The organism is Pseudomonas sp. 06C 126 (assembly GCF_001855215.1).
Lineage (GTDB): Bacteria > Pseudomonadota > Gammaproteobacteria > Pseudomonadales > Pseudomonadaceae > Aquipseudomonas > Aquipseudomonas proteolytica.
In genome coordinates this window covers 1-23,724 of sequence record NZ_MIFU01000111.1, presented here as the reverse complement: position 1 = coordinate 23,724, position 23,724 = coordinate 1, and the positions used below count along the sequence as shown (strand labels likewise).

At 62.0% G+C, this 23,724-nt stretch carries 19 protein-coding genes; 10 read left to right on the top strand and 9 right to left on the bottom strand.

Annotation, left to right across the window (positions count from 1 at the left end; genetic code table 11):
* Nucleotides 1-182 precede the first annotated feature (182 nt).
* Both BHC62_RS22200 and desA read right to left on the bottom strand, forming a co-directional pair.
* Nucleotides 183-1,190 carry a sensor domain-containing diguanylate cyclase gene (locus tag BHC62_RS22200; protein ID WP_029298883.1) on the bottom strand — a complete coding sequence of 336 codons (1,008 nt, stop codon included), beginning with the start codon at nucleotides 1,188-1,190 and terminating at the stop codon, nucleotides 183-185.
* Nucleotides 1,191-1,472: 282 nt separating this feature from the next.
* Nucleotides 1,473-2,654 carry a delta-9 fatty acid desaturase DesA gene (gene desA / locus BHC62_RS22195; protein WP_029298885.1) on the bottom strand — a complete coding sequence of 394 codons (1,182 nt, stop codon included), beginning with the start codon at nucleotides 2,652-2,654 and terminating at the stop codon, nucleotides 1,473-1,475.
* 165 nt (nucleotides 2,655-2,819) lie between these two features.
* Between desA and dibA the strand changes: the two genes are divergently transcribed.
* The 6 genes from dibA (at nucleotide 2,820) to BHC62_RS22165 (ending at nucleotide 9,135) form a co-directional block, all read left to right on the top strand.
* Complete coding sequence (gene dibA, locus BHC62_RS22190; RefSeq protein WP_070996178.1) at nucleotides 2,820-4,730, top strand: phosphodiesterase DibA; 1,911 nt, start codon at nucleotides 2,820-2,822, stop codon at nucleotides 4,728-4,730.
* A gap of 284 nt (nucleotides 4,731-5,014) precedes the next feature.
* Nucleotides 5,015-5,197, top strand: a complete 183-nt coding sequence (gene oscA, locus BHC62_RS22185; protein ID WP_029299482.1) for a sulfur starvation response protein OscA — start codon at nucleotides 5,015-5,017, stop codon at nucleotides 5,195-5,197.
* Between the two features lie 75 nt (nucleotides 5,198-5,272).
* A complete protein-coding gene (locus tag BHC62_RS22180; RefSeq protein ID WP_029299484.1) occupies nucleotides 5,273-6,283 on the top strand; it encodes a sulfate ABC transporter substrate-binding protein in 1,011 nt (336 codons plus the stop codon).
* Between the two features lie 163 nt (nucleotides 6,284-6,446).
* On the top strand, nucleotides 6,447-7,265 hold the full coding sequence (gene cysT / locus BHC62_RS22175) for a sulfate ABC transporter permease subunit CysT (protein WP_029299485.1): 819 nt from the start codon (nucleotides 6,447-6,449) through the stop codon (nucleotides 7,263-7,265).
* Between the two features lie 13 nt (nucleotides 7,266-7,278).
* Entirely contained in the window at nucleotides 7,279-8,151 is an 873-nt protein-coding gene (cysW, locus tag BHC62_RS22170) for a sulfate ABC transporter permease subunit CysW (RefSeq protein ID WP_029299486.1), read from the top strand.
* A gap of 3 nt (nucleotides 8,152-8,154) precedes the next feature.
* Nucleotides 8,155-9,135 carry a sulfate/molybdate ABC transporter ATP-binding protein gene (locus BHC62_RS22165; RefSeq protein WP_029299488.1) on the top strand — a complete coding sequence of 327 codons (981 nt, stop codon included), beginning with the start codon at nucleotides 8,155-8,157 and terminating at the stop codon, nucleotides 9,133-9,135.
* A 105-nt stretch (nucleotides 9,136-9,240) separates the two neighbouring features.
* Here BHC62_RS22165 and BHC62_RS22160 read toward each other — a convergent pair whose 3' ends face one another.
* Nucleotides 9,241-9,765, bottom strand: a complete 525-nt coding sequence (locus BHC62_RS22160) for a DUF962 domain-containing protein (RefSeq protein WP_070996177.1) — start codon at nucleotides 9,763-9,765, stop codon at nucleotides 9,241-9,243.
* An 83-nt stretch (nucleotides 9,766-9,848) separates the two neighbouring features.
* Between BHC62_RS22160 and BHC62_RS22155 the strand changes: the two genes are divergently transcribed.
* Complete coding sequence (locus BHC62_RS22155) at nucleotides 9,849-10,535, top strand: Crp/Fnr family transcriptional regulator (RefSeq protein WP_029299492.1); 687 nt, start codon at nucleotides 9,849-9,851, stop codon at nucleotides 10,533-10,535.
* 118 nt (nucleotides 10,536-10,653) lie between these two features.
* On the opposite strand, the gene BHC62_RS22150 is transcribed toward BHC62_RS22155, so the two are convergent.
* Genes BHC62_RS22150 through BHC62_RS22140 form a run of 3 tightly spaced genes read right to left on the bottom strand, consistent with a single transcriptional unit; the run spans nucleotide 10,654 to nucleotide 14,690 of the window.
* Nucleotides 10,654-12,264 (bottom strand): arylsulfatase, encoded by a 1,611-nt coding sequence (locus tag BHC62_RS22150; RefSeq protein WP_029299494.1) that lies wholly within the window; start codon nucleotides 12,262-12,264, stop codon nucleotides 10,654-10,656.
* 15 nt (nucleotides 12,265-12,279) lie between these two features.
* Nucleotides 12,280-13,095 (bottom strand): ABC transporter ATP-binding protein, encoded by an 816-nt coding sequence (locus BHC62_RS22145; RefSeq protein WP_029299497.1) that lies wholly within the window; start codon nucleotides 13,093-13,095, stop codon nucleotides 12,280-12,282.
* Nucleotides 13,092-14,690 carry an ABC transporter permease gene (locus BHC62_RS22140; protein ID WP_029299500.1) on the bottom strand — a complete coding sequence of 533 codons (1,599 nt, stop codon included), beginning with the start codon at nucleotides 14,688-14,690 and terminating at the stop codon, nucleotides 13,092-13,094. The genes BHC62_RS22145 and BHC62_RS22140 overlap by 4 nt, the downstream gene beginning before the upstream one ends.
* Nucleotides 14,691-14,977: 287 nt before the next feature.
* Between BHC62_RS22140 and BHC62_RS22135 the strand changes: the two genes are divergently transcribed.
* Nucleotides 14,978-15,994, top strand: coding sequence for an ABC transporter substrate-binding protein (locus BHC62_RS22135; RefSeq protein WP_070996176.1), 1,017 nt, complete (start codon nucleotides 14,978-14,980; stop codon nucleotides 15,992-15,994).
* A 97-nt stretch (nucleotides 15,995-16,091) separates the two neighbouring features.
* On the opposite strand, the gene BHC62_RS22130 is transcribed toward BHC62_RS22135, so the two are convergent.
* Nucleotides 16,092-17,012: a LysR family transcriptional regulator gene (locus BHC62_RS22130; RefSeq protein WP_070996175.1), complete on the bottom strand. Its 921-nt coding sequence runs from the start codon at nucleotides 17,010-17,012 to the stop codon at nucleotides 16,092-16,094.
* Between the two features lie 181 nt (nucleotides 17,013-17,193).
* Between BHC62_RS22130 and BHC62_RS22125 the strand changes: the two genes are divergently transcribed.
* A complete protein-coding gene (locus BHC62_RS22125) occupies nucleotides 17,194-18,099 on the top strand; it encodes a TauD/TfdA family dioxygenase (protein WP_029299503.1) in 906 nt (301 codons plus the stop codon).
* Between the two features lie 131 nt (nucleotides 18,100-18,230).
* Here BHC62_RS22125 and BHC62_RS22120 read toward each other — a convergent pair whose 3' ends face one another.
* Both BHC62_RS22120 and BHC62_RS22115 read right to left on the bottom strand, forming a co-directional pair.
* Entirely contained in the window at nucleotides 18,231-19,835 is a 1,605-nt protein-coding gene (locus BHC62_RS22120; RefSeq protein WP_070996174.1) for an alkaline phosphatase family protein, read from the bottom strand.
* 189 nt (nucleotides 19,836-20,024) lie between these two features.
* Entirely contained in the window at nucleotides 20,025-20,969 is a 945-nt protein-coding gene (locus BHC62_RS22115; protein WP_070996173.1) for a LysR family transcriptional regulator, read from the bottom strand.
* Nucleotides 20,970-21,124: 155 nt separating this feature from the next.
* Between BHC62_RS22115 and BHC62_RS22110 the strand changes: the two genes are divergently transcribed.
* Nucleotides 21,125-23,473, top strand: coding sequence for a TonB-dependent receptor (locus tag BHC62_RS22110; RefSeq protein ID WP_029299507.1), 2,349 nt, complete (start codon nucleotides 21,125-21,127; stop codon nucleotides 23,471-23,473).
* The last annotated feature ends 251 nt before the right edge of the window (nucleotides 23,474-23,724 follow it).

The following is a 23,724-nucleotide window of genomic DNA, read 5'->3' as shown; positions in this document are numbered from 1 at the left end:
TCACCGCCCCCCATTGTGGGAGCGGGCTTGCCCGCGATGACGGCGGGCCAGGCACTGCACGGCTGGCAAATACACCGCCATCGCAGGCAAGCCAGCTCCTACATTTGTTTTGTGGTGCCCCCAGGTTTGTTGTCTGGCCGAGATGCCGCGTGGGGGGCTTTATTTGGCCATCTTCGGCGACTTCAGCTGGCAATTACCCGGTTCTTGCCCTGGCGCTTGGCTTCATACATCGCCGCATCGGCGCGGGCGAAGAGGCTGTCCAGGGTTGCATCTTCGGCGGTGAGGCTGGCCAGGCCCTGGCTGACGGTCACGCTGTAGGGCTGGCCTTCATGGCTGAAACTCAGTTGCCGCACTTCCTGCCCCAAGCGTTCGGCGACTTGCATGGCCCTTTCCGGCGCGCATCCCGGCAGTACCGCCGCAAACTCTTCGCCACCAATGCGCCCGAACAGGTCGCCACGGCGCAACACCCCGCGACCGCTCTCGGCGATACGCAGCAACACCTGATCGCCCTCCAGGTGGCCGTAGGTGTCGTTGATGTTCTTGAAGTTATCGATGTCCAGCAACAGGAAGGCCAGGGGCAGGCCTTGGGCGCAGGCGCGTTCGAATTCGTGGTGAGCGCATTCAAAGAAGTGCCGGCGGTTGCTGCTGCGGGTCAGCACGTCGGTGGTGGCCAGGCGCTGCAGTTCGAGTTCCAGGTGCTTCTTTTCGGTGATGTCTTCGGCGATGCCCACCACAATCAGCGGTTTTCCCGGGGCAGCCTGCTGGTTGGTAAAGCACTTGTCGCTGAGCCAGCGGATCTGCCCGTCCGCCGTGATGATGCGGTACTGGCGATCCTCGACCGCTCCCAACGCCAGTACCTGGGCCAGGCTTTGCTCGGCATATTGCTGGTCTTCGGGGTGGATGCTGTCACGCCAGCCACGGTGTTCGGCCAACAGCAGGCTGGCCGAGCGCCCGAAGATGCGCTCATAGGCAGGGCTCACGTACAGCACGCGCCGGGTCTCCCACTCGATGGCCCAGAGCACGGCGTTGACACTCACCAGCAGCGAACTCAACAGCTGTTCGCGCTCGCTCAGGCGCTCCACTTCGCCCTGGGCGTGCATCAATGCCAGCAAGGTGGCGGCAGCCGCTGGACGCGACGTATCCGTCGAGTCGGGTGTGGTGGGCGTTGGGGAGTCCGTTTCGTGGACCATCGGCACAATTCTCTCTGGACATGCCGCAGCATCGAACAGCAGTCAAAACAAGCCCGCCAGGATGGCGAAGTGTTGTTTGAGAGAGGGGAATTGCAGCTAAGTTCCGTTATCAGTCGCGATTGAGAGGGAATATTCGGCGACTGTGAAATGACGCCAAAAAACTGTGGGCGCCAACTGGAAACATACCCGGGCCTTGCAGGCGCTGGCTTGCCAGCGATGGCGGCCTTGAATCTGCTGCACAGTTCAAAGGCCTCATCGCCGGCAAGCCGGCTCCTGCTGAGGTCAGGCGGTGGGGCGCAGGGAGTAGGTTTTCAACTGGTGGGCAAAGTCGCGCAGGGACTGGATCCCGCTGGCCTCGGCCTCGTGCACCCATTCCTTGATTGCCGCGAGCATGTCATGCCCGTTGCTGCTGGTCTTGAGCCAGATCTGCTGTAGCGCCAGGCGCTTTTCGTAGATCACTTTCAAGGCCTGACTGTGCTCCAGCATGCTCTGGATGCGCAGGTGGTGGCGCTCATCCAGCAGGCTGGTCTCGCGCGACAGCAGGCGCTTGGCGCGGTGGAACTGGTGGCGTACCGAGTGATCGACCTTTTCCAGTTCCTGCTTGACCAACGGCGCGATCACCAACTTGCGGTACTGGGCCATGATCTGGAAGCGGTTGTTGAGGATCGCCATGGCGGTGTCCATGTCCAGGTGGCCCTTGCCTTCGACCCGGTGGGCAATCGGCGCGACCCGCTGAACCTTGGCCAGGCGCAGGAAGCTGAACACCTTGATCCAGGCCCAGCCCAGGTCGAATTCCCACTTTTTCACCGACAGCTTGGCGGAGTTGGGGTAGGTGTGATGGTTGTTATGCAGCTCTTCGCCACCGACGATGATGCCCCACGGCACCAGGTTGGTCGCCGCGTCGCGGCATTCGAAGTTGCGATAGCCGATCGCATGCCCCAGGCCGTTGATCACACCGGCGGCCCAGAAGGGGATCCACATCATCTGGATCGCCCAGATGGTGATGCCGATGGTGCCGAACAGCAGCACGTCGATGACGCCCATCAGGGCAACGCCCAGCAGCGGATAACGGGTGTAGAGTTTGCGCTCGATCCAGTCGTCCGGGCAGTTCTTGCCGTAGATGCGCAGGGTCTCGGGGTTTTCCGCCTCGGCGCGGTACAGCTCGGCCCCTTTGCGCAGGACCGTGGACAGGCCCTTGATCACCGGGCTATGGGGATCGTCGACGGTTTCGCATTTGGCGTGGTGTTTGCGGTGGATGGCGGTCCACTCGCGGGTGTTCTGCGCCGTGGTCAACCACAGCCAGAAGCGGAAGAAGTGTTTCAGGCCAGCATTGAGCTCCAGGGAGCGGTGGGCTGAATAGCGGTGTAGATAGACCGTGACACCGATGATGGTCACGTGGGTCATCAACAGAGTGACTGCCACCAGTTGCCAGGCTGACAAGTCAAGAAAACCGTTGTACCACATAGGCTGTATGGCCCTCAGATAAAGAAAAGAACAGCTCACGCATTATCACTAAGCGTACAGATAAAACCAGTCGCCCTTTTGAATAGGAGTGACGAGATGTTACTTATTCTATAATCCGCAGCCTTTGTAGGGCGATTCTGTTTTTTAGTAAGGATTACTAGTCATATGCTGCTTTCATACCGAGGTGCCCTACGTGCGGGGCTGGTGTACTTGCTGATTTCCGTCTTGTGGATACAGCTCAGTCAGCAGGTATTTATCAATTTCATCGATGAACCCAGGGAAATAGTCCACTGGCAGATGCTGCGCGGCTACCTGTGGGTGGTTCTCAGTGCCCTGTTTATCTTCTTGTTGTGCGCCCGCAGCGCCCGTACCCACCGTATCCAGCAACCGTTGAAAGAGAACCGCGAGCGCCTGCGCCAGGCAGCGGCAGTGTTCGATTGCACCCGCGAAGGGGTGCTGGTCACCGACGCCCGCGGGCGGATTGTGCACGTCAACCGCGCCTTCATCGAAATCACCGGTTACCAGGTAGATGACGTGATGGGTCGACAGCCGAGCCTGTTCAAGTCCGGTCGTCATTCGCCAGCTTTTTATGAGCAGATGTTTCGCACGCTCAACCAAGACGGGGAATGGAGCGGCGAGATCTGGAACCGCCGTAAAAGTGGGGAAATTTACCCACAGTGGCAAACCATCCGCGTCATCCATGATGACCAGGGCCAGATCAGCCATTACGTTGCAGTGTTCTCCGACATCAGCGCGATCAAGCATTCCGAGCGCGAGCTGGCCCATCTGGCTCACCACGACCCGTTGACCGACCTGCCCAATCGCCTGCTATTCACCGACCGCGCCGAGCAGGCGCTGGCCTCGGCGCAGATCCACAAGCGTGGCTGCGCGCTGCTGATGCTGGATCTGGACCATTTCAAAATCATCAACGACAGCCTTGGCCACAATGTAGGCGACCAGTTGCTCAAGGCCGTGGGCGAGCGCCTGCAAGGCCTGTTCGGCCCCGGCGTGACCCTCGCACGCCTGGGCGGCGACGAATTCGCGGTGCTGGCGGAAAGTTGTCCACAGGTGGTCCAGGCTGCGGCCCTGGCCCAGCGGATTATCGACAGCATGAAGCTGCCGTTCGTGTTCGACGGTCACCAATTGTTTGTCAGCGTGAGTATTGGCATCAGCCTGTTCCCCAGCGATGCCTTGAGTGCCGAACAACTGCTGCGCAACGCTGACTCCGCTTTGTTCAAGGCCAAGAGTTCCGGGCGTGAAGGCTTCGCCTTGTACACCGAGGAACTGACCGCCCACGCGCAGAACCGGATCGAGGTCGGCAACGAACTGCGCCGCGCCCTGGATCAGCATGAACTTCGCGTCTATTACCAGCCGGTGCACGATCTGCAAACCAGCGCCCTGATTGGCGTCGAGGCCTTGGTGCGCTGGCAGCACCCGCAGCGTGGGCTGGTGCCGCCTGCGGAATTTATCCCGATCGCCGAACGCACCGGCTTGATCGCCGAGATCGATGCCTGGGTCATGGACCAAGCCTGTCGCCAGATGTGCCGATGGCTGGAGGAAGGCAAAATGCTGTCGTTCCTCGCGGTAAATGTTTCCAGCCGACTGTTTGCCCGCCACGAACTGTACGAGCAGGTCGCCAAGGTGCTGCACGACACCGGCCTGGACCCGGCGAAGCTGGAGCTGGAAGTCACCGAAAGCGCGGTGATGGATGACCCGGAAGTGGCCCTGGAACAGCTGCACCGCCTGCGCGAGCTGGGCCTGAGCCTGGCCATCGATGATTTTGGTACCGGCTATTCGTCACTGCTGCGCCTCAAGCGCCTGCCGGTGCAGAAGTTGAAAATCGACCAGGGCTTCGTCGCCGGCCTGCCGTGGGATGAAGACGATGCGGCGATTGTGCGGGTGGTCATCGCCTTGGCGCAGAGCATGGGCATGCAAGTGCATGCCGAAGGCATCGAACAGATGGAACAGGCGCGGTTCCTGCTCAATCACCAGTGCGACCTCGGCCAGGGCTACTGGTTTGGTCGGCCGATGCTGGCGGCGGACATTGATTGGGCCAGGGCCCCTGCTATCCGCTGACCTCTCTGCGGGGCCGCAATACAGTAAATGTGGGAGCGGGCTTGCCCGCGATAGCGGTGTATCAGTGCCAGATTTATTGGCTGACACTCCGCCATCGCGGGCAAGCCCGCTCCCACATTTGGATCTGCACTCTGTGTAACGTCATGCCCTGCCTGAAAATTATTTCTGGTTATATAAACATTCTTAAATAGTATTTTTAAGAATATCCGCGCTTATCTACTATCGCTCTCACGCCGCAAGCAGTGCCGCCACTGCCAGGCACTTCTCATTTCAGGAGCACGACCATGAGCGCATCTCTACGCAGCGTTGACGGCCAGGACGAAGCAGCCATTTTGCGCGAGATCCAAAGCGCATTGCGTGACCTGCGTTTCGGCGCAGTGGAAATCACCGTACACAACGCCCAAGTGGTGCAGATCGAACGCAAAGAGAAATTCCGCTTGCAGAGCCCGGGCAACAAACCGAGCTGAGGCAACACGGCGCTTCGATTGCGGGACCCGTACTTATAAGAAAAGCCAACACCCAAGAATTTCAGGAGCTTGTCTATGTCGTCGATTCGCCGTTATGCCCTGGCCGCCCTGGCCAGCGCCGTGTTTGCCGGTTCCGCAGTGGCCAAGGATTACGAGCTGCTCAACGTTTCCTACGATCCGACCCGTGAGCTGTACCAGGACTACAACGCCGAATTCACCAGCTTTTGGAAAAAGGCCCACCCTGGCGACAACGTGAAGATCCAGCAGTCCCACGGTGGTTCGGGCAAGCAAGGCCGGGCAGTGATCGACGGCCTGCGCGCCGACGTGGTAACCCTGGCCCTGGCCGGCGACATCGACGAAATTGCCAAGCTGGGCAAGACCCTGCCGGAGAACTGGCAGACCCGCCTGCCTGAGGCCAGCACGCCTTACACCTCGACCATCGTGTTCCTGGTGCGCAAGGGCAACCCCAAAGGCATCAAGGACTGGGGCGACCTGATCAAGAATGACGTGTCGGTGATCACGCCGAACCCGAAAACCTCCGGCGGTGCCCGCTGGAACTTCCTCGCCGCCTGGGCCTATGGCCTCAAGGCCGGTGGCAGCGAAGCCAAGGCCCAGGAATACGTGAAAGAACTGTTCAAGCACGTGCCGATCCTCGACACCGGTGCGCGCGGTTCGACCATTACCTTCGTCAACAACGGTCAGGGTGACGTGTTGCTGGCCTGGGAAAACGAAGCGTTCCTGGCCCTCAAGGAAGATGGCGGTGCCGACAAGTTCGACATCATCGTGCCGTCCCTGTCGATCCTCGCCGAGCCACCCGTGGCCGTGGTCGACAAGAACGCCGAGAAAAAGGGCAACACCGAAATCGCCACGGCGTACCTCAACCACCTGTACAGCCCGGCTGGCCAGGAGATCGCGGCAAAGAACTTCTACCGCCCGCGTGACAAGGATGTGGCCGCCAAATACGCCCAGCAGTTCCCGAAACTGGACCTGGTGACTATCGACAAAGACTTCGGCGGCTGGAAAACTGCCCAACCGAAATTCTTCAATGACGGTGGCGTGTTCGACCAGATCTACACGGCGCAGTAAGCCACACTGCTGCCAGGCGTGAGCTTTCTGTGGGAGCCGGGCTTGCCCGCGATAGCATCACCGCGGTGTAACTGATACACCGAGGTGCCTGCATCGCGGGCAAGCCCGGCTCCCACAAAGGTTTGTTCTTGCAGTGGTATCTACCTGTTAACCAAGGACTTTTATGTCGCGTCGTATCTCCCCCGTCATACCCGGCTTCGGGCTGACGCTGGGTTACACCTTGGTGTACCTCAGCCTGATTGTGCTCATACCGCTGGCGGCCATGTTCGTCCACGCCGCCCAACTCACCTGGGATCAGTTCTGGGCCATCATCTCGGCGCCGCGCGTGTGGGCGGCGTTGAAGCTGAGCTTCAGTACGGCCCTGTACGCCGCGCTGATCAACGGCGTGATCGGTACGCTGCTGGCCTGGGTGCTGGTGCGCTACACCTTCCCCGGGCGCAAGATCATCGACGCGATGATCGACCTGCCGTTCGCCCTGCCCACCGCCGTGGCCGGTATTGCGCTGACCGCGTTGTACGCGCCGTCCGGCCTGGTTGGCCAGTTCGCCACCGACATGGGCTTCAAGATCGCCTACACCCCCCTGGGCATCACCCTGGCCCTGACCTTCGTCACCTTGCCCTTTGTGGTGCGTACCGTGCAGCCGGTCTTGGCCGATATCCCCCGGGAAATCGAAGAAGCCGCCGCCTGCCTCGGCGCCAAGCCCCTGCAAGTGTTCCGCTACATCCTCGTGCCGGCGCTGCTGCCGGCCTGGCTGACCGGGTTTGCCCTGGCATTTGCCCGAGGCGTGGGTGAATACGGCTCGGTGATTTTCATCGCCGGCAACATGCCGATGAAAACCGAGATCCTGCCGTTGCTGATCATGGTCAAGCTCGACCAATACGACTACACCGGCGCTACCTCCATCGGCGTGCTGATGCTGGTGGTTTCCTTTGTCCTGCTGCTGCTGATCAACTTGTTGCAGCGGCGCATCGAACACCCATAAGGAGGCGCGGAACATGTCCCAATCGTCTATTTCCGCCGCGTCTTCGGCCAACGCTGCCCGCCGTGGCAGTGCGGTGTCGCGACGTATCCTGATCGGCCTTGGCTGGCTGATCTTCGCCCTGTTCTTGCTGTTGCCACTGTTTATCGTGGTGTCCCAGGGCCTCAAGCTCGGCCTCGGCGCATTCTTTGCGGCGATCTTCGAGCCCGATGCGCTGTCGGCCTTGAAGCTGACGGTGATTGCGGTGCTGATCTCGGTACCGCTCAACCTGGTATTCGGCGTCAGTGCGGCCTGGTGCGTGAGCAAGTACTCGTTCCGTGGCAAGAGCATGCTGGTGACCCTGATCGACCTGCCGTTCTCGGTCTCGCCGGTGATCGCCGGCCTGGTCTACGTGCTGATGTTCGGCGCCCAGGGCTTCTTCGGGCCGTGGTTGCAGGATCACGATATCCAGATCGTCTTTGCCTTGCCGGGCATCGTGCTGGCGACCATCTTCGTCACCGTGCCATTCGTGGCCCGCGAGTTGATCCCGCTGATGCAGGAGCAGGGCACCCAGGAAGAAGAAGCCGCGCGCCTGCTGGGCGCCAATGGCTGGCAGATGTTCTGGCATGTCACCGTGCCGAACATCAAGTGGGGCCTGATCTACGGCGTGGTGCTGTGTACTGCGCGGGCAATGGGTGAGTTTGGCGCGGTGTCGGTGGTGTCCGGCCACATTCGCGGCGTGACCAACACCTTGCCGCTGCACGTCGAGATTCTCTACAACGAATACAACCACGTCGCTGCGTTTGCGGTGGCGAGTCTGTTGCTGATCCTGGCGCTCTTCATCCTGCTGCTCAAGCAGTGGAGCGAGAACCGAATTAACCGCCTGCGCGCCGGTGCGGCTGAGGAATAAGTCATGTCGATCGAAGTCCGTAACGTCAGCAAGAACTTCAACGCCTTCAAGGCCCTGGACAGCATCAACCTGGATATCCAGAGTGGCGAGCTGGTGGCGTTGCTGGGCCCCTCCGGCTGCGGCAAGACCACCTTGCTGCGCATCATTGCCGGCCTGGAAACCCCAGACGCCGGCAGCATCGTGTTCCACGGCGAAGACGTGTCCGGCCATGATGTGCGTGATCGCAACGTCGGGTTTGTGTTTCAGCACTACGCGCTGTTCCGCCACATGACCGTATTCGACAACGTCGCATTCGGCCTGCGCATGAAACCCAAGAGCCAGCGCCCGAACGAAACCCAGATCGCGGCCAAGGTTCACGAGTTGCTGAACATGGTGCAACTGGACTGGTTGTCGGATCGCTACCCGGAACAACTCTCCGGCGGCCAACGCCAGCGTATCGCCCTGGCCCGTGCCCTGGCGGTGGAGCCCAAGGTGCTGCTGCTCGACGAACCCTTCGGCGCCCTGGATGCCAAGGTGCGCAAGGAGCTGCGTCGTTGGTTGGCGCGGCTGCACGAGGACATCAACCTGACCTCGGTGTTCGTGACCCACGACCAGGAAGAAGCCATGGAAGTCGCCGACCGGATCGTGGTGATGAACAAGGGCGTGATCGAGCAGATCGGCTCACCGGGCGACGTCTACGAAAACCCGGCCAGCGATTTCGTCTATCACTTCCTGGGCGACTCCAACCGCCTGCACTTGGGCGAAGACCAGCACGTACTGTTCCGCCCGCACGAGGTGTCGTTGTCACGCCATGAACTGGAAGACCACCACGCCGCGCAAGTACGCGACATCCGCCCGCTGGGCGCCACCACGCGGATCACGCTGAAGGTCGAAGGCCAGAGCGAACTGATCGAAGCCGAAGTGGTGAAGGACCACGACAGCCTCACCGGGCTGGCGCGGGGCGCGACGTTGTTCTTCAAGCCCAAGGTCTGGCAAAAGGCCTGAATCTCTGGCCAGCACCAATCACCTGTAGGAGCTGGCTTGCCTGCGATGCAGACACCTCGGTGTATCAGTCACACCGCAGTGATGCTATCGCAGGCAAGCCAGCTCCTACACAGGTGTGTGTCGAGCTAGCGCGCGCACCGGCCCCGACCGCTCCTCGATCTGCCGCTTGAGCTCATGGCGCAACCCCACCAGAAACGCCAACTCCGCCACCACAAACAACGGCCCCACGATCAGCCCGGACACGTCGTCGACGAACGCAGGCTTGCGCCCTTCGTAGTAATGGCCGACAAACTGGATCACCCAGCCCACCACAAACAGGCCGATACCGCTGCTGAGCCACACCAGCGTGCTTTGCGCCGCCAGCACATGCCCAGCCCATACCGATAAGCCCATCAGCACGCTCATCAACACCCCAAGCGCCAGTTCCAGGCGCAGGTAGAACCCCGCAGAAAACAACGCCAGCAACACCGCCGGCGACAGCCACAGGCCGGCCACTGTCCATTCGGGGCGTGACAGCAGCACGGCGACGGCGACGACGATCATGGGGATGCCGATAAAGTGGCTGGCGATGTTGCGCGGGTCGCGGTGGTAGGCGGCGTATTGGCTCAGATGGTCGACGAGGCTTTTCATTGTTATTCCTCCTGTAGGATGCTTGATCATGCCCTGTAGGACTGCGACAAACTGTCAACTGGGCGACAATCTTTGGAGTTCTCATGGACGCAGAGTCTTGGCATGGACGGCTGTCCAGCGGCCACTGGTACCGTCATCTGCCTGCTCCCTTGCAGCATAGTCTGCTGGCCCACGCCCGCGTGCGGCAGCTGACGGCGGGGCAGGTGCTGTTCAAGCGTGGCGACCCACCGTGTGGCCTGTACGCGGTGCTGGAGGGCAGCCTGCGCATCAGCGCGGTGAACGAGCAAGGCAAGGAGGCGTTGTTGAGCCTGGCGCAGGCGCCTTTCTGGTTCGGTGAAATCGCTGTGTTCGACGGCCTGCCGCGCACCCACGACGCGTGCGCGGTCGGGCCTTGCACCCTGTTGCAGGTACCGCAGGCGGCGATGCTGCAACTGCTTGCGCAAAGCCCGGCCTATTGGCGGGACATGGCCTTGCTGATGAGCCAGAAGTTGCGGCTGAGCTTTATCAATATCGAGCAATTGAGCCTTGCGCCCGCGTCAGTGCGGGTAGCCCATCGGTTGTGGATGATCGCCGAGGGTTATGGCGAGATCGATGGCTCGCGGCGTGTGGTGCAATTGGCGCAGGAAGACTTGGCGGCGATGCTGGGGGTATCGCGCCAGACGACCAATACGCTGCTCAAGGCGTTGCAAGAGCAGGGGGTTGTGCGGTTGGGGTATGGGGAGATTGAGATACTTGATGTAGGAAGGTTGCGGGAGATGGCGCAGGGTTGATGCGGCGCCTGGAAGGCCCCATCGCGGGCAAGCCCGCTCCCACATTCGAATGTGTTCACAAACCAAAAATGTGGGAGCGGGCTTGCCCGCGATGGGGCCAGTAAAGCACTACAAAACCTCAGTCCGGCTGAAACGGCGAAGCACTGAGCACCACCCCCGTCTCCTCCACATACTGCTGCCAGTGCCCAATCAAGGTCGCCAGTTTCTCCGGCTGGCTCACGGCCAGGTCATGGATCTCCCCAGGATCACGCCCCAGGTCATACAACTGCCAGGTCGCCGGCCCTACGGGCCCCGGGATATACACCGCCTTCCATTGCCCCTGGCGAATCGCCCGGCGTCCGAACAGCTCCCAGCCGGTGACGGTATGTTCGTCGTGCACCTGCGCGGTTTCCCCAGACAAAAAGCCCAGCCACGACTTGCCCCGCAGCGGTGCAATCGGCTTGCCGCGCCACTGTTTGCCGGGGTGGCGCACGCCGGCCAGGTCGAGAATGGTCGGGGTGATGTCCATCACCGTGCCGAAGCCATGGCTGATCTGCCCCTTGAGTGCCAACTGCGGGTAATGCACCAGCGCCGGCACACGAATCCCGCCTTCGGTGGTGAAGGCCTTGAACAGGCGCGATGGTGCCGTCGCCACCTGGGCCCACGATGGCCCATACCAGACATAGGAATTGGCGCGGCCGATATTGCCCAGGCTGTTGTCGTAGTGCTGGTTGAGGTAGGTCAGAAGCTCGGGGCCGAACTTGGGGAAGGCTTCCAGCAGCGCGCCCTCGGCACCGTTGTCGGACATGAACAGGATAAAGGTATTGTCCAGTTGCCCCTGCTGGCGCAGGTACTCCACCACCCGGCCAATGTTCCAGTCCATGCGCTCGACCATCGCCGCATAAACCTCCATGGCTCGCGCCGAGACCTGGCGTTGTTCATCGCTCAAAGCCGCCCATTGGGTGTTCAGCTCGATCAGCGGATGGGGCTCGACGTCGGCATCGATCAGCCCCAGGGCCTTGAGTTTTGCCAGGCGCTCCAGGCGCAGTACCTCGGGGCCGGCGTCGTAGCGGCCACGGTATTTATCGACGATCTCCACCGGCGCCTGCAGCGGCCAGTGCGGCGCGGAAAACGGCAGGTAGGCAAAAAAGGGCCGGGCCTGGTCGCGTTCCTTGAGGTACTGCAAGAGCTTGTCGCCAAAGGCATCGGAGGAGTAGAAGCCCTCGGGCAATTGCTCGACGAAGGTGTCGTCCTCGATGTACAGCGCCGGGGTGGATTTGAGCAGCCCGGGCGTGCTGGCGTCGTAGGGCGGCTCGAAACCATAGTGGTTGGCCGCCCCCGGCAACAGCGAGAACGAACGCTCGAAACCACGGGCGTGGGGCGCCAGTTCCGCCGTCAGCCCCAGGTGCCATTTGCCGCTCATCAAGGTCTGGTAACCGGCCTCGCGCAGCAGTTCGGGCAGGGCCACCACCTTGTCGTTGAGGTAGCCTTCGTAGCCCGGCTTGCCGATCAGCTCCGGGGTCAGCGCTTCGGCCATGGTGCCGATCCCGGCGATATGGTGGTCGGTGCCGGTGAGCAGCATCGAACGGGTCGGCGAGCAGGTGGGCGCGGTGTGAAAGTCGGTCAGGCGCAGGCCGTTCAGCGCCAGGGCATCCAGGTGCGGCGTGGCGATTTCCCCGCCAAATGCGCCGAGGTCGGAGAAGCCCATGTCATCGGCCAGGATCACTAGAAAGTTGGGACGTTGCGGCATCAAGACACTCCTCAATCAGCAGGCAATAAAGGCCAGGGGCAGGTCACGGATCTGCTCCGGCAGCGGCGGTTGGTAGTGGTCGTCGCTGATCAGTTCGTGCAGCAGTTCTTCGCGCAATTGGTGGAAGTCAAAGCTGCTGCGCTGGCGCGGATGGGGCAGGGCGATATCCACCACCTGCTTGATCCGCCCAGGCCGGGGCTCCATCACCACCACGCGGTCGGCGAGGAAAATCGCCTCTTCCACATCGTGGGTCACCAGCACTGTGGTGATCTTTGCGCGGGCACGGATCGCCAGCAGTTCATCCTGCATCTGTTGGCGGGTCAGGGCGTCGAGGGCGCCGAAGGGCTCGTCCAGCAGCAGGATGCGCGGGCTGGCCACCAGGCCACGGGCGATCGCCACCCGTTGTGCCATGCCGCCAGACAATTGGTGCGGGTAGGCGCGGGTGAAATCGGTGAGGCCGACCAGCTCGATAAAATCGCTGATGCGCTGTTGGCGCTGGGCCTCGCTCAACGGCTCGTTGACCAGGCCCAGGCCGATGTTTTGCGCGACCGTCAGCCATGGGAACAGACGGTGTTCCTGGAACACGATGCCGCGCTCGCCGCCGATGCCTTCCACGGCCTTGCCATCGACGCGGATCTCGCCGCGAAACTGCGTGTCCAGGCCGATCAGCAGGCGCAGCAACGTGGATTTGCCGCAGCCACTGGAACCGACAATCGCGACGAACTCGCCTTCGGCGATATCCAGGTTGAATTCGCGGATGGCCTCCAGCTCGAAGCCATCGACGTCAAAGGTCTTGCCCACATGGTTGAAGCTGACAATAGGTGCAGTCATGCGTGTCTCCAGCGCGTGGCGCGGGTTTCGATGCGTTGGCCGATAAGGTTGAGTGCCGCGCCGGTGAGACCGACCAGCAGCATGCCGCTCATGATCAGGTCCATGCGCAGCAGCTGCTGGGCGCCGATCATCAGGCTGCCGATACCGCCATTGGACGGCATGAAATATTCGGCGCCGATGGTGCCCAGCCAGGCGTAGATCAGGCTCAGGCGCAGCCCGGCGAAAATCCCCGCCGCCGCCCCTGGCAACACCAGGCGACGCAGGCGCAAGGCCAGGCTCAGGCGCAGCACCTGGGCGGCTTCATTGAGCTGCGGCGAGAGGTTCAGCACGCTGCGTTGGGTGGCGATGAACAGCGGGAAAAACGCGGCCAGGGCGATAAACACCGACTTGGCCAACTCCCCCAGGCCGAACCAGGCGGTGAGCAGCGGCACCCAGGCAAAAATCGCGATCTGGCGCAGGGCCGCCAGGGTCGGGCCGAGCACTCGCTCACTGCGGCGCGACAGGCCCAACAACAGGCCAAGGGCAAAACCCAGCCCGCCGCCGAGGAGCAAACCGCTCAAGGTGCGTCCCAGGCTTTTGCCCAGGGCGCTGAGCAGGCTGCCATCGAATACGCCGCTGGCGGTGGTGTACAGCACGGTCCAAGGGCTGACCAGGATATTGGGATCGACCCAGTCCAGGGCCGTCGCTGACTGCCACAGCGCCAACAGGCTCAGGGGCAGCAACCAGGGTTGCAGGCGTTGCCAGCCTTGGTAGCGCGGGCCACGGCGGATCTGCGCGGTCGCCGGATGGGGCCAATGCACCCATTTGCGGTCAAGCCAGCCAATGCCGCGATCCATCGCCACGCCCAGCACCCCGATCACCACGATGCACACAAACACGATATCGAGCATGAACAACTGCCGCGCCCAGACCATCAGGTAGCCGATGCCTTCGCTGGAGGCCAGCAGCTCCACGGCCAGCAGCGAAGTCCAGCCGGCGGCCAGGGCCAGGCGTACCCCGGCCATGAACGCGGGCAGTGCGGCGGGCAGGATCAGCCGACGGATCAACAGGTGGCTGGGCAAGCGCAGCACGCGCGCGGCCTCGCGCAAACCGGGTTGGGCATCGCGCACGCCGACCAGGGTGTGCAGGGTCACGGGCACCACAATCGCCTTGACCAGCACCACCAGCTTGAGGGTTTCGCCAATCCCGAAAAACACCATGAACAGCGGGATCCACGCCAGGGTCGGGACTTGCGACAGGGCGCTGAACGTCGGGAACACCAGGCGTTCGGCACGGGCACTGAAGCCCAGCAGCGCGCCCAGTAACGCCCCGGCCCCGATGCCGGCCAACAGCCCCCAGAACAGCCGTTGCAGGCTGATCGCCAAGTGGCTCCACAACTCGCCGCCGGCCAATTCCACGGCACTGCTCCAGACCAGCGCGGGCGCCGGCAGGATTTGTTCACTCATCCAATGCTGACGGCTGGCCAGCCACCACAGCGCAAACAGCGTGAGTGGCAGCAACCATGGCAGCAGGCGTTCACTCAGGTTCGGCCAATGGGTCTGCTCGCCCTTTGGCGTAGCGGCCAGGGGCAGGCTCAACAGTGAGATTCGGGCCATGGAAGACCTCCGTGGTCGGCAGGTTTGTTATGTGATTTTGATCTTATAAATAAACAATCAAGATTATTTAGGGATAAGAAAAACCATTTAAAGCCTCTGCCCGACACGCATCCAATGCATTTGAAGAATATTTTCCATGCTGTTGATGCATAACCCTCTGGAACCGGCGTCTGCGGCTGCATAGTCCAAAAAGCTATTAAATAGTGAATTTATAGTATTTAAAGTTTTGTTCCCGTTGTGCGTACTTTCTGCTCCCCAGGCCACCGTCGCCCACAGGAGCACACCCCATGAAACTGCCCTTTAAACGCTTGATCACCTTGGTCGCCGGCACTGCGCTCGCCGGGTTGGTGCACGCCGGGTTGGTGCACGCCGCCGACCTCAAGGAAATCCGTATTGCCGTGCCCGACCTGAGCGCCGGCACCCAGAACAGTGGGGGCGGCCTGACGGATGTATTGAGGAGCCAGCAGATCTTCGAAAAAGCCTTCGCCGACCAGGGCATCAAGATCCAGTGGAATTACTTCAAGGGCGCCGGCCCCGTGATCAATGAAGCCTTCGCCAATGACCAGGTAGACCTGGCTTACCTGGGCGACCTGGCTGCGATCATCGGCCGCTCCAATGGCCTCGACACCCGGCTGCTGAGCGCCACCGCTCGCGGGGTGAAACAGTACCTGGGCGTGGTGCCGGGTTCGGGGATCAAAACCTTGCAGGACCTGAAGGGCAAGCGCGTGGCGGTGTTTCGCGGCACGGCCACCCAACTGTCCCTCAACGGCGCCCTGGCCAGCCAGGGCTTGAGTGAAAAGGACCTGAAAATCATCAACCTGGACTTCAACGCCGCCGTGGCCGCCCTGGCCGCCAAACAGATCGATGCGACCTGGGGCGGGTCGAACCTGAGTTCACTGCAGGCCAAGGGCCTGGCCGAAATCCCCCTGACCACCAAGGACCTGGGTGGCGCGGGCAGCGTGCAGGCGGTGCTGGTGGGCAGTGGCAAGTTTGTCGACGCCCATCCCGAGGTGGTGGCCAAGCTGCTCAAGGCCCAGCAGCAGGCGGTGCAGTGGTTGACCGATGACAACAACAAGCAGGCGTATATCGAGCTGGTGTCGGGGCTGGCGAGTTATCCGCCGGTGATTCTGACCAATGATTTGAAGGACCAGAAACTCAGCGAGATTTTCCCATCGACCCTGGATCCGGTGTTCCTGGGCAAGCTGCAGGATGCGGTGGATCTGGCGTCGAAGGAGCGGCTGATTCGCAAGCCGTTCCAGGTCAGTGATTGGGTGGTGCCGGGGTTGGCGGCGGCTGGGATCTGAAATCTACAGTGCCTGAACGGGCCTCATCGCAGGCAAGCCAGCTCCCACATTGGAATGCGGTCAAATGTGGGCGCTGGCTTGCCTGCGATGACGCCCTTCAGACCGCCACATCCACTTCCTGGCGATCCACCGCCACCAACGTCTCGATCATCGCCTTGGCTGCCGGCGACAAGCGTGTGCCGGTGCGGCTGACTATCCCGCAACGCGCGCTCATGGTCTCCATGTTCTGCGGCAGGTTGCGCCAGTGCAGCAGCACCAGCGCGCCGCGGGCGATGTCCTCGGCAAAGGCTTCCTCGGTGCCCACGCCGATGGCGTTGGACTGCAACACGATCTTCACCAGCGCCGCAAAGTGCTCGGTCTGGATGCTCGGTGAAAAGTCCATGCGCCCACTGAGGTTCGCCAGCAGTTTGCGAATGCCCTGGGAGATCAGCGGCGACGCCAGCGGGTAGTCGAACATGTCGTTGGTCGAGAGGCTGTCCTTGGCCAGCAGCGGGTGCCCCGGCCGGCAGAAAAACACCCCACGCTTGGGCGTCAGCGCCTGGGTCTGGAAGTTCGGGTCGGCTTCGAACTGGCGGATGTCGGCGATAAAGAATTCGATCTCTTCCCGGCTCAGGCTGCGGCTCAGGGTTTCCCAGTTATCCACCTGGAACCGCGTGCGGATTTTCGGGTGCGCGTTGACGAAACGCGCCACCGCATCCGGCACCAGTTTCACGGCGGGCGCCGGGCCACAACCGAAGCGCAGTTCGCCGGCGTCGAGCTTGGTCATGCGCGTCACTTCACTGCTCAGCAGCGCGGCGCCGTGTACCAGGCTCAGGGCATGTTGCAGCACCACCTGGCCCTCCGGCGTGGGGCGCAAATCCTTGTGGCCACGGTCTACCAGCACGCAGCCAAACTCCTGTTCCAGGCCCTGGATGCTGCGGCTGAACGCCGGCTGGGTGATGCCCATGGCGTCGGCCGCGCGAACAAAACTGCGGTGTTCGTTAAGGGCGATGAAGTAGCGCAGTTGGCGAAGATCCATATGCTTTCCCGGCATTTTAAAAATAGGTCGAAGGCATTTGCGACCAGGGGAGCTGAGGTTTTAAATGCAAGCTCTTATTCCGTCAACGAAGCATGCGTTCATTTGCTAGACCTAAATTGCATATGAATAGAGCGTTGGCGCAGCGTCACCCCACCGTAAGCAGACACATGAGGGTCATCCAATGAGCAATGCCGCACTCGCTGTTCAACCCGTCGCCCTGGCGCTGGATATTCACCCGGTCGCTGGGCGTATCGGCGCCGAGATCCGGGGCATCAAACTGTCCGGCGACCTCGATGCCGCCACCATCGAAGCCATCCAGCAAGCGCTGGTGCAGTACAAGGTGATCTTCTTTCGCGAGCAGGCGCACCTCGATGACCAGAGCCAGGAAGCGTTCGCCCATTTGCTCGGCGAGCCGATTGCCCATCCCACGGTACCGGTGCGCGATGGCACGCGTTTTCTGATGGAACTGGACGGCGGGCGTGGTCAGCGCGCCAACTCGTGGCACACCGACGTGACCTTCGTCGATGCCTACCCCAAGGCCTCGATCCTGCGTTCGGTGCTGGCGCCGGCATCGGGTGGCGACACGGTCTGGGCCAACACCGCCAGCGCCTACAACGACTTGACCGCCGAAGTGCGCGCCCTGGCCGACACCCTGTGGGCGGTGCACAGCAACGAATACGACTACGCCGCGCGCAAGCCGGATGTGGCGCCGGAAAAGCTTGAAGAGTACCGCAAGATCTTCACCTCGACGGTGTACGAGACCGAGCATCCGGTGGTGCGTGTGCACCCGGTCAGTGGCGAGAAGACCCTGCTGCTGGGGCATTTCGTCAAACGCCTGAAGGGTTACTCGCAGGCCGATTCCGCACACCTGTTCAACCTGCTGCAAAGCCACGTCACCCGCCTGGAAAACACCGTGCGCTGGCGCTGGAGCACCGGCGATGTGGCGATCTGGGACAACCGCGCCACCCAGCATTACGCGGTGGATGACTACGGCACCCAGGAACGCATTGTGCGCCGCGTGACCCTCAAGGGTGATGTGCCGGTGAGCGTGCAGGGGCAGCGCAGCCAGACCACCAAAGGCCTGTAGCCCACCACCGAACCAATGTGGGAGATCCACTGTGGGGCTTGCCCGCGATAGCGATATGTCAGTTAACACCTATGTCGACTGATCCACCGCAATCGCGGGCAAGCCCGCTCCCACACAAGTCCGCGTCCCGTTTACCAGACGCCGATCTGCACCACCTTTTCCGCTTCTGGCTCACCATAACGAAACCGCTGGCCACGCAGATCAATCTCCCCGTGGCTGATGGTGGTGCGCCGTTTCAAACCCCGTAGCCATTCGAACAGATAACCCTGATGCACTTCGCGCACCTGGGCGTACGCCGGGTCTGCGCCCAGGTCGTGCAGTTCCTGCGGGTCGTTTTCCAGGTCGAACAGTTGCGCGCGGAAGCCGTCATAGGCCAGGTATTTCCAGCGTTCGCTGCGCACCATGGTCATGCGGCAGCGGTCGATCGGCTGCGCCAGGCGCTCGCGGGCCGGGGCCTGGAACGCGTAGTCGTATTCGGCGATGGCGTAGCGGCGCCAGTCCGTTTCTACCCCATGCAGCAGGGGGATCAATGAGCGGCCTTCCAGACGATGCTCGGCGCTCGGCAAGCCCAGGGCCTCAAGGAAGGTGGGCAGGGCGTCGATGGTTTCCACCAGGCGCCGATCCACCGTACCCCGGCTGATATCGGCCGCGGCGCGGGGGTCGCGGACAATCAGCGGCACACCCACCGCCGGCTCCAGCAAAAACTCCTTTTCGCCCAGTTGGTGGTCGCCGAGGAAGTCGCCATGGTCGCTGGTGAACACAATCAGCGTGTCATCCCAGCGACCTGTGCTTTGCAGCACATCGAACAGTCGACCGAGTTGGTCATCCACCTGCTTGATCAGGCCCATATAGGTAGGAATCACCCGCAGCCGCACCTCATCGCGGGAAAAGTTCAGGCTCTCCTGGTGTTGGCGGAAGGCTTGGTACACCGGGTGATCGCTGGCTTGCCCAGGCTCGGCGCGAACTGCTGCCTGCACCTGATCGACGCCATACAGCGCGTGATACGGCGCGGGCGCGATATAGGGCCAGTGCGGCTTGATGTACGACAGGTGCAGGCACCAGGGGTGCTCGCCTTGTTCGTGGATAAAGTCGAGGGCGCGGTCGGTGGTGTAGACCGTTTCCGAATGCGCCTCGTCCACCCGCGCCGGCAAGTGGGCGTTGCGCATCTGCCAACCGCTCAGCACCTCCCCGGCATCGCCGGCGGCGGCATTGGCCCAATCATGCCAAGGGTTGGTGCCGGCGTAACCTTGCGCGCGCAGGTAATGGGTATAGGGCGCGGACTCGCGTTTATCGGCGAACAGTGGGCTGTCGGGGAAGATGCCGTCATGGCGAAAATACGCTTCGAAACCGACCTCATTGAGGGGCTGCGCCTGCGCGCTGTCGGGGTCGATATCCAGGCGTTGCAGGGCATCGAGATTGGGCGTGGCGTGGGTCTTGCCCACCAGCGCGGTGCGGATGCCGTGGGGGCGCAGATAGTCGCCGATGGTCAGCTCTTCGAGGGGCAGCGGCACTGCGTTCCAGGCCACCTGATGGCTGCTGACATAGCGCCCGGTATAGGCCGACATGCGCGACGGCCCGCAGATCGTGCCCTGGGTGTAGGCGCGACTGAAACGCACGCCAGCGGCGGCCAGGCGGTCGATGTTGGGGGTGTGCAGATGGGCGTGGCCGTAGCAGGAGAGGTAATCGCGACGTAGTTGGTCGCACATGATGTAGAGCACGTTGCGCACATGGGGCATGGGGGTCACCGGATGAGGGGCAGGTGAGGGTTTTCGCCGGTTGGAGGGGGTTGAGGCAAGTGCATTTGGGGAATGGGGTTTATGCAGTCGGCGCATGGGTGTGACGACTGGCGCCATCGCTGGCAAGCCAGCGCCTACAGGTTGATCGCATTCCACTGTGGGAGCTGGCTTGCCTGCGATAGCGGTACCTCAGACCGCAAAATTCTCCAGCGAACACACCTCGTCATCCTGCTCATCCACCTGCTTGATCTGCTCGATCATCGCCTCGGCCAACGGTGACAGCCGATACCCGGCGCGGCTGACGATGCCATAGCGGGTGTAGCGCTCCTCCAGGTCCTCGGCCAACCCCTCGATCGTCAACCGCACAAGCTCGCCCCGGGTCAGGTGCAGCGCATCGCTGTTGGCGCTGACGATACCGATGGCGTCGGAACGCAGCACCACCCCCAGCAGGCTGTAGCCGTTCTCGCACTCGACATTGGGCGTGTAGTCGGGCCGGCCGCTGAGGTCGACGATGACCTTGCGCAGGTTCGGGGGGCGGATGGTCACGGCCAGGGGATAACTCATCAACTCGGCGGCGCTGACCCTTTCGCGCTGGGCCAGCGGGTGTCCGCTGCGGCAGCAGAAATGCCATTTGCGCGGGCGCAGGCGGTGGGTGTGGTAGTCGGGATTGGCTTCGAAGTGGCGGGTGTCGGCGACAAAAAACTCGAACTCTTCACTGAGCAGGCGCTTGCCCAGGCTTTGCCAATCATCCACTTGGAACTGCACACGAGCCTTGGGGTAGCGCCCGATAAAGCTGCCGATGGCGCGCGGGATCAAGCCGGCTGCCGGGGCCGGGCCACAACCAAAGCGCAGCTCGCCGGCTTCCAGGCCATTGAACTGGCTGATCTCGTTGGCCAACTGCTGCGCGCCACTGACTAGGCGCCGCGCATGTTCCAGCAGCACCTGGCCTTGTTTGGTCGGGGCCAGGTCCTTGCGCCCGCGATCCACCAGTTGGCAACCGGCACTGTGCTCCAGGGCCTGGATGCTGCGGCTGAAGGCCGATTGCGACAGGTTCACCGTGGTCGCGGCGGCGACAAAACTGCGCTGTTCGGCGAGGGCGATGAAGTGACGGAGCTGACGCAGGTCGATATGCATTTTTCACATTAAAAATATCGGGGAAATGCATTGGCTATGCATTAGGTCGACTCCTTATAAAGGCTATCTCTTATGCAGTAAATGTTTGCAAAAACATAAATAAATAACTTTATGGAATATGTAGCTGTGCATATTCCGCACGACCGGAGCCGCTTATGAGTGTGTCGAAGCCCGTTGTACCGTCCTCCCTATGGCGGCTCAAACGCCTGCCCCTGGCGCTGTTGCTGGCGGGCAGTGCCGGCTGGACGCCGAGCCAGGCCGCCGAAACCCCCGCCCCGGTGCCCAAGGGCGAGAGCGCCAGCGGGCAACTGGAGACGGTCACCGTGACCGCCCGCCGCCGCACCGAAAGCGCCCAGGAAGTGCCCACGCCGATGAGCGTGATCGGCGGCCAGGCCCTGGAGAGCCAGCGGGTCTATCGGATCCAGGACTTGCAGCAACTGGTGCCCAGCGTCAACGTCGCCTACATGCATGCGCGCCAGTCCAGTGTGTCGATCCGCGGGCTGGGCAATAACCCGGCCAGCGATGGCCTGGAAGGCAGTGTCGGGTTGTACATCGACAACGTGTACCTCGGGCGCCCGGGCATGGCGGTATTCGACCTGATGGATATCGAGCAGCTTGAAGTCTTGCGCGGCCCGCAAGGCACCCTGTTCGGCAAGAACACCACGGCCGGGGTGATCAATATCAGCACCCGCGCGCCGAGTTTTACTCCGGAGCGCAGCATCGAGACGTCGGTGGGCGAAGACGGCTATTTCCAGACCAAGGGCACGATTTCCGGGCCGCTCAACGATGAACTGGCCGGGCGCTTTTCTGCCTATCGCACCCGCAGCGATGGCGATATCAAGAACGAATACAACGGCCACGACCTCAACGGCGGTTCACGCCAGGGCTTTCGTGGGCAACTGCTGTACAAGCCCAACGAGGCCTTCAACCTGCGCTGGATCGGCGACTACAACGAAGAGGCCTCCAGCGCCGGCACCCGCGTGCTGTACAGCACCGGGCCGACCATCAATGGCACCAACCTCTACCAGTCGCGGGCGGATGCAGCCGGGGCGACCCTGGTCAACGGGTCCCACCGCAAGGTCAACCTGGACAACGACCAGCGTGTCACGGTGTTCCAGGGCGGTACCTCGCTGGAGGCCAATTGGACCCTGCCCAGCGACTTCACCTTGACGTCGGTCAGCGCCTATCGTTGGTGGAATTTCACCCCGCGCAACGACGATGGTCTCAACGTGCCGGCGTCCTACAACGCTGGCGTGTCGGTGGAAGACAAACAGTGGTCCCAGGAATTTCGCCTGGCGTCGCCGACCGGTGGGTTCTTCGATTACGTGGTGGGCGCCTACTACTTCGGTTCTGATCTGGACAACAAATCCTTCGCCTACTACGGACCCCAGGCTGATATCTGGAACGGCACGCCGACAGGGGCCTTGAGCAATGTCACCAGCATCGGCAACGGGCATATCCGCACCGACAGTTTCGCCCTGTTCGCCCAAGGCACCTGGCACCTGACCGAACGCCTGGATTTCACTGCCGGCCTGCGCGGCACCTATGAAGAAAAAAGCGCCTGGGTCAGCCGCAATGCACCTGTGGGGGGCGCAGCCGTCAGTGGCGCGGCGGCCACTGCGCGCAATGGGCGCACGGGCGCGTATGACTCCGGCGACCTCAACCAGTACAGCACCAGCCCGTCCGGTTTGCTGAACCTCAGTTATCGCTTTAGCGATGACGTGCTGGGCTATGCGACCTTGTCCCATGGCGAGAAATCCGGTGGGGTCAACCTGGCGGTAGGCTCGGCCCCGACCGCTGGTGCGGACTCACTGTTGATCGGCACCGAGCGCGCCAACAACGCCGAGCTGGGCTTTAAAAGCACCTTGTGGGACCGTCGCCTGCAACTCAACGCCAACCTGTTCTGGACCCAGGTCAATGGCTACCAGACCAATGCCTACGACTACGGCAACCGCGTGCAGTACCTGACCAATGCCGGCTCCGTACGCTCCCGTGGCGTGGAATTGGAAAGCACCCTGGTGCCGATCCGTGGCCTGACGCTGAACCTCAACGGCTCGTTCAACGATGTGCGTTACCTGTCGTACAAAGATGCGCCCTGCCCACCGGAAGTCAGCCTGCGCCCTGGCGCACCGGCCTCGTGCGACCTCAGCGGGCATCAGGTGGTGGGTGCCTCGAAGTGGATTGCCAACGCCAACGGCGAATACAAATGGAACCTGGATAACGGCTTCGAACCCTACGTTACCGCCAGCTATGCCTATCGTTCGAAGGCGGTGGGCACAGTCGAGGATTCGGACTATGGGCAGATTCCCGGTTATGGGCTGGTCAACCTGTCCACCGGCCTGCGTGGCGATTTCCAGCAGGGCCAGTGGGATGTGTCGTTATGGCTGAAAAACGCCTTCGACAAAACCTACTACACCACCCTGTGGACAGGCGGCAACGGTGGCTATGAAGGGCTACTGGGCACCCCGCGCACCCTGGGCGTGACCGGCCGCTACGATTTCTGAGTGCATACCTGTAGGAGCGAGCTTGCTCGCGAAGAACCCCCAGACGACGCGGTTAACCTGGTTCTGCGCGTTATCGTTAACGTTTTTCGCGAGCAAGCTCGCTCCTACAAAGATCAGCGAGCCGCTTTTTGGGTGGTGACGGCCGCTACGATTTCTAGCCACCAATCACCTGTAGGAGCGAGCTTGCTCGCGAAGAACCCCCAGACGACGCGGTTAACCTGGTTCTGCGCGTTATCGTTGACGTTTTTCGC